Genomic DNA, 9,691 nt, shown 5'->3' with positions numbered 1-9,691 from the left:
CATCCAGAATACTGACTATGTTTTTCAAAATGACCTTTCCAAAGTATTTCAGAAAGCAGGAAAGCATATTATCTGGCAGCTAAAGCCTAAGAACAATACTGATCCGACAAGCGAAGCCGTGCTCTATAATTTTGTGGGTGCTCCTACTTCATTTATTTTGAATCCGGATCTTATAAGTTCTTTTTCAGCCACCGATCTTCGACGGCAAAACTATTTTACTCCGGTGGTATTTGGTTCACAGACCAATTATAAGCAGACCAAATATAAAATAACTACCGCTACCAATACGACAGAATATTCTATCATCTACAGGTTAGAGGATGTATGCCTGATGCTGGCAGAAGCTTTAACCATGCAGAACAAAACAACCCAAGCAGTTCCTTTCATCAATCAGACAAGACAAAGGGCGGGGTTAACACCACTCAGTACTTCCATTTCACAGGCTCAGGCGATGGAAGAAATTAAAAATGAAAGAAGAAAAGAATTTTTTGCAGAACATGGAAGTCGGTTTATAGACCTGAAACGGTGGGGACAACTGGATCTCTTACAACCTGTAAAGCCTAACTGGAAAGCGACCAATCAATATTTACCGTTGCCACAGAAAGAAATGCTTTTGAATAGTCACTTAACACCACAAAATGATGGATATTAAGGCGTCACATATTGATTCTATCACTTTCAAATCTTTCCGAAGGCGAAAGACCTGTGCGGCAGTATGGATATTATGGATATTTCTTCTCGTTATTATGCCACAAAACCTTTCAGCCCAGCGGTATGAGCATCTGGAAAAGCTGGTTAAGGATACCGAAGAAATGAAATTTCCCGAGGCTTCTGATAACGGTAAATGGCTGGCATGGTATATATTCTCTGTTGACGGGACAAAGAATATGATGCTGCAAAACATAGAAGATAAAGACCACAGAACGGAAAGAAAAAATATTGATTTTATCATGTTTGTGGAGAACGATCTCGCGATACAGACAAAAGATACATTGGAGTATTTTAATCTGGAAACCGGAAAATCCCGTTTTTTTTATCACGTAAAAAAGTTTATCTACAATAAACAACAGCATACCTTTATGGTGCTGTATACCGAAAAAGAAGGAAACAGGCTGGAAGTTTATGATCAAAATATGAACCTGAGGCAGAGTATTTCCGGTATTCAGCATATCTATTCCGAAGGGGATGAGACCATCGCTAAAAAGAAAACAGGTGATCTGAATGAAGCTTTGATTTTGAATAAAGGGATCTTTGAAGGGATCTTTTCAACCCATGATGAGCTGAGCAATATTTTGCCTTCCGGCATGAAACAGAAAGGCGTTGTGATTCAGACCCGAAAGAAAGGCAAGACCAACCTCTATTATGTTTCTCAGGATAAAAAACAATATATTTTTGATGGAAGCAGTTACGCTGACTATGATCAGATGATGCTGAATCCTTCTCGTTCTGACAATAGTGTGGTTTTGAAATTGGGAAAGAGAATCCCGTGTGCAAAAGGAATGGTTGATATCTGGTACGGGACGGACTTCGACCTTAAAAAGCATGCAAAGGCGATCATAGAATTTATCCAGGTGGAATGGGAGCCGGTAAGCGGTAAACAGGTTCTAATGACCCGTACCGAATATTTTGGGGAGACTGCTATCGGCAATTCACGCTACCTGATGTATGAAACTGACAAGCAGCAGGTGGATAAAATGGATAAAGCGGGAGGCAATAGCTTTGACAGGCTGTATTTGTGGAATGCGGTAACCAATACCTATACCCTGATTACGGATGTGCGGAAACAGATGGTAATCTCACCGTCAGGTCAGTACCTGCTAATTCAGAAGGAAAACAACTGGCAGCTGTATAATACGTTAACTCTGGTGATGGAAGATGTAAAGGTTTCTGCGGCTATGGTTCCTTATTTTACTTCTGAGAAAGAAGTTCTATGGGTAGGAGGAAACAGGATCTCTGTATATAATCTGGCCACTGAGAAAATGAAAGAAATGTTTACCGCAAATGCTGATTCAGAAATCGAGCTGGTGGATTTTACAAGAACCAGTACGGAATTAGGATACGGTAGAGACTTCAGGGCCGTAGATATCAAAAAGAGCTTGCAGTTAAAAATCACTGATCCGAAAACCAGTCATATCACTTATGCCGGTTTAAGAAACAGGCAGCTGCAAATCATCCAAGAGCCTACCCCTGATGAGATCTCGGCATTTAAAAAGCTGAATCAGGGTGAAAATTATTACTGGATTGAGGAAAGCTATAATAAACGGCCAAGGCTTGTAGTAAGGAAAGAGAAAGAAAATCCAAAAGTTCTTTATGTTTCAGATCAGAAGAATCAGAAATTTGAACAGGCAGAGCTTATTAAAATTTCCTACAAAGGCTCGGATGGAAAAACCATAAGCGGAGCTTTGTATATGCCGCTGAATTATGACCGCTCAAAAAAATACCCCGTTATTATCCATGTGTATGAGAAGCAGGATTATATGACCAAAAGATTCCTGCGACCTTCCTTCTCGAATCCCACAGGGCTGAATATCCCGCTGTTGATGGAGGAAGGCTTCGCCATACTGCTTGCTGATATCTCGCAATCTGACAAAGGAGCAGGAATTTCAGCACTGGAAAGCATTAATAATGCCTTAGACGAATTACAGAAGATTAAGAATGTAGATATGACAAAGATTGGACTTATGGGACAGTCTTTTGGCGGTTATGAAACCAATTTTATTGCGGGTCATTCAACCCGTTTTGCAGCCTATGTCTCAGGATCAGCAGTTTCTGATGTGGTACGGACTTATTATGCGTACAATTATCATTTTAATGCTCCCGACTATTACAGGTATGAAGGGCGCCAGTACTGGTTTAAGGCTACGATGGCAGAAAATCCTGAAAAATATATCAAAAATAATCCGATAATGTTTGTTCAGAATGTCAGTGTACCGATGCTGTTGTGGACGGGGACTGATGATGGCAATGTAAGCCCGGAAGGAACCAAATCCATGTTTATTGCCTTAAGGAAATACCGGAAGCCTGTTATTGCCCTGTTTTATGATAAGGAAGGGCACAGTTTAAGTAGGGCTGAAGCTCAGAAAGACCTTACCCTGAAAATTCTGGATTGGTTTAATTATCATTTGAAAAATGAAAAGAATATCCCCTGGATACAGAAATATATAAAAAATGCTCAGTAGGACGTTTTTACTTAGTACCTTAATCTAAAGTACAGTATTCAATTACCATAACTGAGGTTTTTACTTTTTCTATTGCCAATGTAGGACAGTATCATTCACATAAAAAAATCTTTTTGGGTATCTAAAAAAATATTGAAGCCAGCTTCAATATTTTTTTCAGACACTCCTGAATCCTGCGGACAAAAAGATTTCAAGCCGAATCCTCCAACACATTGGAGGATTTCGGTTTTATGTGCCTGATACTGTTCTTGGAGCGGAAGAGCAAAGAAAAAGTTGGAACCTCAGTCATACGAATCAATTCAATCATAATTACTGTAAACTCATCAATAATAAAGATCAATTCTGTTTTACAATTGTAAAGGATAAAGAAAAAGTCGAGTGTCCTCGAATCCGAATCAATTCAATCGAAATTTTTACAATCGGCAAAATACTCTAAATATTATCGATAAAATATCAAAAGAAAGAAATCGACACGAACTGATTGTGTCTTAAAGTACTAAAATTATTGTTACTTTAAGCTACATATTCAATTTTCTGATTGTAAATAGTGTTAACTGACTTTCTTTTTATAATTTTAGGAAGTTTAAAATTTCAATTGTAAATAATGTTTATCAGTCTGTTATAACGGACGTAAAAATCATTGTAACCCAAAATCGAAGTAGAAATTAATATCTAAGTGTAATTTTCAAGTTTTTTAATGAAAGATAATTTCAGCAAGCAAATTGACATATTTGGTTCCTTATTCCAAGGCAGGGAAGATGTGTTTGCAATTCGTTGGGAGAAATCGGGAAAGTCCGGCTATATGCCCGCCTATCAGTATGACCCATATCATTACCGGGTACATAAAATGAATGGTGGAACTTTTCAAAATTATCCGCATAAAACCTATTTATCACTTACCGATAACGAAATTCAAAAACATTTAAAGGGTATCCAGCAAATTGGAATTTATCCTTTATTAATGGATAATACTTCTTGGTTTTTAGTTGCAGATTTTGACAAGCAGAATTGGCAAAAGGAAGCTATAAATTTCTTAAAATTCTGCAAAGAAAGAAATATTCCTACATATTTGGAGCGTTCCCGTTCCGGAAATGGCGGACACGTCTGGATATTTTTCGACAAGCCCTATCCGGCTATCCGAAGCCGAAAGATTTTTATTTCTATTTTGGAAGAATCGGGAGCTTTTTCAATGTTTGACAAAGGCTCAAGCTTCGATAGGTTATTTCCTAATCAGGATTTTCTTTCTGGAAAAGGGTTGGGTAATTTGATAGCCCTGCCATTTTTTAAACCTGCAATGGAAAATGGAAATTGTTGTTTTATCAATCCTGAAACATTTGAACCTTATCCCAATCAATGGAAGTTTTTGAATGAAATAGAAAGGATTCCAGTTGACATATTGGAGAATTTCTATCAGGAAGTTTCTCCAATACAAAATCTACAAATTCCTAAAAGTAAAAACAGCAGGCTTACCATTACACTTCAACAAAATATCCGTATTCAAAGAGATGGATTGACGGCTTCACTCATCAATTTTCTGAAAGAAGAATTGAATCTTGCTAATTCAGAATTTTTTATCAAGAAGAAATCGGGTAAAACTACTTTTGGAACAGAGCGCTATTTTAAACTGATTGAAGAGACAGAAAATAAAATTATTATTCCACGAGGTTTTATTGGAAAATTGCTTCGATTTTGTAAAGAACAAAACTTGGATTTTGATTTTCAAGACCATCGAAAACAAAAAGAAGAAGTTGGATTTTCATTTAATGCAACATTAAGAGATCATCAGGATAAGGTCATTGATGGTATTTCAAAAAAGGATTTTGGAGTGATCGTTGCTCCACCCGGTTCTGGTAAAACAATAATGGGCTTGAAAATCATTGCAGATAAGAAACAACCGGCTTTAATTATCGTTCATCGAAAACAATTACTGGAACAATGGCTGGAAAGAGTTCAAACATTTCTCGGAATTCCTAAGCATGAAATTGGTATCATCGGGCAAGGAAAAGCAAAAATTGGAAAACAGATTACAATTGCTACCATCCAGAGTTTACCAAAGCAAATTGAACAAATTCAGAATCAATTCGGAACCATTCTCGTTGACGAATGTCATCACATTCCTGCCGAAACTTTCCGTAATACGATTGAAAAGTTGGAAACATTTTATCTATATGGACTAACAGCGACACCATTCAGGAAATACAATGATGATAAATTGATTTTTGCTTTTCTCGGAGAAGTAATCTCAGAAATCACAAGTAACGAGATTGAAAGCTTTAAACATGCTCAAATTATTGTCAGAAATACTAAACTGGATATTCCGTTCAATTCAAAAACCGACAATTTTGAAACCCTTTCAAAAATTTTAATTCACGATTCGGAACGAAACAAGCTTATTCTGAATGATATAAAAACTGAACTCTCCAAAGGAAAACGAATTGCGATTATCACGGAAAGGAAAGAACATATTGATACGCTTTACCTTTTCCTTAAACAATCTTATGAAGTGATTACACTGAGTGGCGATGATTCCGAAAGCAATAGAAAATTAAAATGGCAAACTTTACGACAAGGTAATTTTCAGATATTGATAACCACCGGGCAATATTTTGGAGAAGGTTCGGATTTATCAAATATCAGCTCTTTGTTTCTGGTATATCCGTTTTCATTCAAGGGAAAGCTGATTCAATATATTGGTCGCGTACAGCGGTCTGAAATCAATCCTACAATCTATGATTATCGAGACATCAAAATTGATTACCTGAATAAACTGTTTTTAAAACGAAATACCTATTATCGTCAAATTGTTAAACAAGCAAGTTTGTTTGATGAACCAACAGAGCTTGCTCCTGACAGACAAAGTTTAGTCATAGAGAAACAAGTCAAAATATCCATTGAAGATTTGGATTTCAGATACGGGAATATTGGTTTTAAATACATAAATAAAGAAAACGATCAACAATTAGATTTTGAAATAGAAAATGAAGAATTTAGACCGGAGTTTGAAGTTTTGAAATCTTATTTTATCAAGGTTTTGAAATCAAAATATGTTAAAATTGATATTTATGCTGAAATAGAAAATGGTGTAATTTTATCACAATTAGCTACATCATCCGATCTTGAAAACATCAATAAAGAAATCGTTGAAAGTGTTAAGTTTCAGTTTCTCAATAAAAATTTCATCAGTCAGATTCCGACATCGAAACAAAACATTCTTACAACCGATGAACTGCCAAAAAACCAAAATATTTATACCGATGTAGAGAGTATTTTGGAAAATTTATTGAATGGAAAACAATATAAACATTCCAACCATATTCAGTATTTGGTAGATAAACATGAACGACATGTTATGAAACTAAGGTTTGTTTTACAGCCGTTTTCCTTTGTGTTTTTAATTGCCGGAGAGTAAAGTTACCATATTGTTTTAGAAACCTTAAATACAGAAGAAGCCACCTACATTTGGCATACAGACAAAAGTAAATCGGTACTAATAGAGACTATAAAGCAAATAGATAAAGAACTCAATATTATCCGAAATAAAGGAAGACAAGCTTACTTAGAAACCAATCCGCAGAACTTTTCAAGAGTTATGCACGATTATTCTAATGATAATAAAGGTTTTATAGTGTGGAAGGGGCAATTAGAAGAACGATTAGTTTAAGCATATAGAAACTACTAACTACATCTTTTGTCAGATAATGATTGCATGCTAATATAGTTATTGAATTTAATGCAATTGAATTTCGAGAAACTTGTTAAAAAGATGGCAGAATCAACATCCGAGTCCATATAACTATTTTTTTCCTTCTAGGTGAGTAGTATTTACTCATCTTATTGTAATACCTAAGCAAAATAGCATCAGGTTATATTCTAACCTGAGTAAAAAGAATACAGATTAAAGCTAAGCCTGTGTAAAAATTACGCAGGTTTTCTTCCAACATGCATAAAATAGTATGAGGTTATCTCAACCTGCGTGATAAATTACCCATGTTTTTTCCTAACCTGAGTAAATTTTACCCACCTTACCGTAATGCCTGAGCAAAATAGTAGCAGGTTACCTCATCATCTGAGCAAAGACATTGGTTAAAGCTGACCCTGCGTAAAAATTACCCATGTTTTATTCTAACCTGTATAAATTTTACCCATCTTATTGCAATACCAGCGCAAAATATTATCAGGTTATATCCTTACCCTGAGTAAAATGAATACAGGTCAGCCTATTTTTTCCTTCCTATCAATCGGCTCTTTTTTCTTTCAATAGTAAAAATCATTTACTTTAAGCGTAATTTTCTGATTATTATTGCTTTATGTTGTTATGGTGCGGTTTTTCATAGCTCTGAAAAAAATGTTTGTGCTATAACAGCAAGATGTGTCTTTGTACGGACAAACTTTTCAAGTTTTCCTCCAAAGACATCTTGCCTTTTTTGCAAAAGGAGGAAAAACTTCGGAACTCAGTTTTTATTTTTGAAACATTTTTAAAAATTCCCATTTAATCCAGTATATTCTTTTTTAATCTTTTGAAATTCTATATGATTCCAAAATAACCTTATTTGAGGTAAACGTACTCATTACTATTGACTTGCTGTTGTTTTAATATTAATTTGGCTCAGAATTTTTAACCAATTACTAAGTACAAATGAAGAACTCTGGAAAAGAAGAACGTATTTTCATGAGAATCCAAAAACATCGGAAACAAAATTGGAAAAATCTCTGTTCCAAAAAAGGAATTTCTTTGAGCAGTTTAATTATCAATTCGGTGGAAAATAGGATTTTCGATGATGAAAGAAGAAAAATACTCGCATTCATTGAAAAACAGGATAATATTTTTGTAAGGATTGAAAATAATATTAATCAAGTGGCAAAAATAGCCAATGCTCAAAAATTTATAAAGAGTGAAGCTTTGAAAGGTTTTAATGAAAAACTAAAAACAATTACTGAACTGAAAGAAAAACAAAACGAAATTTTCATAAAAATCTATTCGTTAATAGCACGCAAAACTTAAAACTATGCTATCAGTTATTCTTTTGACACAGAATAGAATATGTTCAACATTGCTTTGGAACTGTTTATCATTATATCATTTTTAAAATTACCCAGACAAGGTATAATATTTTTAGAGAAGCTTTTCGATAAATGTTTTTCTAAAAACTGGGTAAGGATTTGTTGAAGTTAATTTAAACGGAAAGGAGTAATAACCCCAATTGTTGTGGAGAATCAATGCTAGAGCTTCCTTTTTGCTGGCTCCCGTTTCTTCAAGAATAGCCTTAAATTCATTTAAAAAGATTATTCTTCTACCATTCCTAAAATTAGCAAGGATCTTTAGTTCCAATTTTTTATTTATTGAGCATTCTGTGAAATATTCAAAGGCACGCAGTTTACAAGAAAGAAGTAAGCCAAAGCCATATTCTTGACAATAAGATAGTAATTGTTCGATATTTCTGTGGACTCCGGCATCTATCAGAGATTCGAAGCTACCCTTAATTTCCGCTATGAATGAACTGCCATTATTCAAAAGAACAGCGAAGTCCGGTGTGTACACATATTCTTTTTTATTTTTTACATATTTAATTGTGACAGGTTGTTCAACATAAGCTGTAATTAAAGAAGAAGATTCTAGTTGTTCAATAAATTTAAGTTCAGCTCCCGATTCATATTGAATTTCCTTTCTCATTTTTTCACTGTAGAAGAGGTCTGACTTATATCTGATGTCAGCTTTAACAACTCTTTTAGATTCAATTTCATTAAAATGAGATTTTTCCCACTTCTTTATTTTATCGAACCAAATCACATTTGAATTTAAAAATTCAATAAAACGTTCATCCTTTTCTCTTTTTTTCTTTGCTAGTTGATTAAGCCGATTATATTCCCTTTGAAAATATTCGATAGGTATTTACAATAATCCAAGGTTTCCGTAAGATTTCTTTTAAATGGCAAACATGTGCAGATAATTAGTCTGATGATTTTTTGTATCGGAAGATCACTTAGTTCCAGTAAACAAAACCGTACTGTAGTTTTAAAAATGTCATTTTGATCAGTTGCAATTGCATAATTTTGAATGATGACTTTCATCTCCTGAATTGGATCAGGTAAGGAAGACTTTCTTAATTTTTTTAGTGCCTTCACATCTATCTGTCTTATCCGTTCGGAGCTTACCTTTAATTCCAATGCCAAATCGAGATTCATGTCAGTTTTGGGATCTTCGAAATCATATAATTTTAATAAAACATAAGCTTCCCTCTCTGTTAGCTTTTTCTTTCTTAAAAGAGATTTATTATGCAAACAGCTAAAAAAAAGATCTAAAAATTTAAGTCCTATACTGGTCATTCTCTTATGATAACTACTTTGTTTGATAAAAAAGGTAATTAATAGTTTTACTCATTAAATTTATGAATTTAAATTTAATGAGAGTCTATGTCTTTAAGGTAGAATATAATATCTGAAAATAAGCAACTATATATTCAATACTTTGTAATAATTAGAAAACAAGGTTGATATCTGGCGGACCTATTTTT

At 34.3% G+C, this 9,691-nt stretch carries 6 protein-coding genes; 4 read left to right on the top strand and 2 right to left on the bottom strand.

Annotation, left to right across the window (positions count from 1 at the left end; genetic code table 11):
- The 4 genes from Q0A18_RS02735 to Q0A18_RS02720 form a co-directional block, all read left to right on the top strand.
- A partial coding sequence (locus Q0A18_RS02735) for a RagB/SusD family nutrient uptake outer membrane protein (protein WP_292008638.1) occupies nucleotides 1-652 on the top strand: 652 nt, incomplete at its 5' end.
- The gene (locus Q0A18_RS02730; RefSeq protein ID WP_292008637.1) at nucleotides 639-3,179 is read left to right on the top strand and encodes a prolyl oligopeptidase family serine peptidase; all 2,541 of its coding nucleotides are present in this window, start codon (nucleotides 639-641) and stop codon (nucleotides 3,177-3,179) included. The genes Q0A18_RS02735 and Q0A18_RS02730, both read left to right, overlap by 14 nt.
- Nucleotides 3,180-3,876: 697 nt before the next feature.
- Nucleotides 3,877-6,588 carry a DEAD/DEAH box helicase gene (locus tag Q0A18_RS02725; RefSeq protein WP_292008636.1) on the top strand — a complete coding sequence of 904 codons (2,712 nt, stop codon included), beginning with the start codon at nucleotides 3,877-3,879 and terminating at the stop codon, nucleotides 6,586-6,588.
- Between the two features lie 1,227 nt (nucleotides 6,589-7,815).
- Nucleotides 7,816-8,181 carry a hypothetical protein gene (locus tag Q0A18_RS02720; protein ID WP_292008635.1) on the top strand — a complete coding sequence of 122 codons (366 nt, stop codon included), beginning with the start codon at nucleotides 7,816-7,818 and terminating at the stop codon, nucleotides 8,179-8,181.
- A gap of 111 nt (nucleotides 8,182-8,292) precedes the next feature.
- Here Q0A18_RS02720 and Q0A18_RS02715 read toward each other — a convergent pair whose 3' ends face one another.
- Both Q0A18_RS02715 and Q0A18_RS02710 read right to left on the bottom strand, forming a co-directional pair.
- The gene (locus Q0A18_RS02715) at nucleotides 8,293-8,967 is read right to left on the bottom strand and encodes a TnsA endonuclease N-terminal domain-containing protein (protein ID WP_292008634.1); all 675 of its coding nucleotides are present in this window, start codon (nucleotides 8,965-8,967) and stop codon (nucleotides 8,293-8,295) included.
- A gap of 53 nt (nucleotides 8,968-9,020) precedes the next feature.
- Nucleotides 9,021-9,503, bottom strand: coding sequence for a sigma factor-like helix-turn-helix DNA-binding protein (locus Q0A18_RS02710; RefSeq protein ID WP_292008633.1), 483 nt, complete (start codon nucleotides 9,501-9,503; stop codon nucleotides 9,021-9,023).
- Between the last annotated feature and the right edge of the window lie 188 nt (nucleotides 9,504-9,691).

It is taken from the genome of Chryseobacterium sp., from assembly GCF_022712095.1.
Taxonomy (GTDB): domain Bacteria; phylum Bacteroidota; class Bacteroidia; order Flavobacteriales; family Weeksellaceae; genus Chryseobacterium.
This window is presented reverse-complemented; position numbering and strand designations above follow the sequence as displayed.